Raw genomic sequence first — 1,632 nt, 5'->3', positions numbered from 1 at the left:
ACGGGCGTCCCCACCCACGTGAGCCAGGGCGACGTGAACCAGGCCCGCTGGGGCACCCACGGCGACCACGCCGTCATCTGCCTCACGGCCTCCAACCACCAGGAAGTGTTCGCCATGACGGTGGAGGCCTTCAACATGGCCGAAACCTACCGCACGCCCGTGATCCTGCTCTTCGACGAGGTGGTGGGCCACATGCGCGAGAAGCTCCTGCTGCCCGAGGCCGGCGAGCTGCCCCTGACGGAGCGCCTGCGCACCCAGGTGAAGGAGGGCGTGAACTACCACCCCTACCTGCCCCGCGAGGACGGACGCCTCCCCATGTCCGACTTCGGGGGCGTGCACCGCTACAACGTCACCGGCCTCTTCCACGACATGTGGGGCTTCCCCACCGACAACCCCCGCATCGTGCGCGACCTCATGCGCCACCTCGTGGACAAGATCGAGACCAACACCGCCCAGATCTGCAAGACCAAGGGCTTCTTCCTGGAAGACGCCGAGTACGTGTTCGTCTCCTACGGCTCCTCGGCGCGCACCGTGCGCCAGGTGGTGGAGGAGCGCCTCCTCTTCTGCGAACGCTTCGGCCTGCTGGAACTCCAGACCCTCTGGCCCTTCCCCCAGGAAGCCGTGCGCGAGGCCTGCGCCCGGGCGCGCTGCGTGATCGTGGTGGAGATGAACCTCGGCCAGGTGGTGGACCAGGTGAAGATCGCCGTGGACCACCCCGACCGGGTCTTCCTGGTCAACCGCTACGACGGCGTGTTCATCGCGCCCGAGGACATCATGAACCTCATGCGCCTCATCCAGGGAAAGGGGGTCTGACGTGGCCGTCAAGGATTACATCCGCTCCCGGTTCTTCCCGCACATCTGGTGTCCGGGCTGCGGCCACGGCATCGTTCTGGGCGGGCTTCTGCGCGCCGTGGACGGGCTGGGCATCCCCAAGAACGACATCGTCATGGTCTCGGGCATCGGCTGCTCGTCGCGCATCTCGGGCTATGTGGACTTCCACACCCTGCACACCCTGCACGGGCGCGCCCTGGCCTTCGCCACGGGCGTGAAACTCTCGCGCCCCGAATTGAAGCTCATCGTGCCCATGGGCGACGGCGACGCCCTGGCCATCGGCGGCAACCACTTCATCCACGCCGCACGGCGCAACATCGACATCACCGCCATCGTGATGAACAACCGCATCTACGGCATGACCGGCGGGCAGTTCTCGCCCCTCACCGGCCCGGGGCTCAAGGCCACCACGGCCCCCGGCGGCACCATCGACCCCATGTTCGACGTGGCCGAACTGGCCCGCGCCGCCGGGGCCACCTTCGTGGCGCGCACCACCACCTACCACGTGCGCGAGATGTCCAAGATCCTGGCCCGGGCCATCAGCCACAAGGGATTCTCCGTGGTGGAGATCTTCAGCCAGTGCCCCACCTATTTCGGGCGCAAGAACAAGGAGGGCGGCGCGGTGGAGATGATGCGCCGCTACAAGGAGATCACCGTGCCCGTGGGGTCGCCCGAGCTCCAGGACAATCCCGAACTCATCGAACGAGGGATCTTCGTGGACCGGCAGATGCCCGAGTACTGCGAGGAATACGACAAGATCGTCCGGCAGGCCATGGAACGGGCCGCCCAGGCGTAAGGAGC

At 66.9% G+C, this 1,632-nt stretch carries 2 protein-coding genes; both read left to right on the top strand.

All coding sequences use genetic code 11. From position 1 onward, the window contains the following. A partial coding sequence (locus ACV4UX_RS19365) for a 2-oxoacid:acceptor oxidoreductase subunit alpha (RefSeq protein WP_491594909.1) occupies positions 1-813 on the top strand: 813 nt, incomplete at its 5' end. Between the two features lies 1 nt (position 814). Continuing rightward, positions 815-1,627 carry a 2-oxoacid:ferredoxin oxidoreductase subunit beta gene (locus ACV4UX_RS19360; RefSeq protein ID WP_491594908.1) on the top strand — a complete coding sequence of 271 codons (813 nt, stop codon included), beginning with the start codon at positions 815-817 and terminating at the stop codon, positions 1,625-1,627. Positions 1,628-1,632: the final 5 nt, after the last annotated feature.

Source organism: Fundidesulfovibrio sp., from assembly GCF_058402725.1.
The sequence above is the reverse complement of the archived record's forward strand: the minus strand, read 5'-3'. Positions and strand labels throughout refer to the sequence as shown.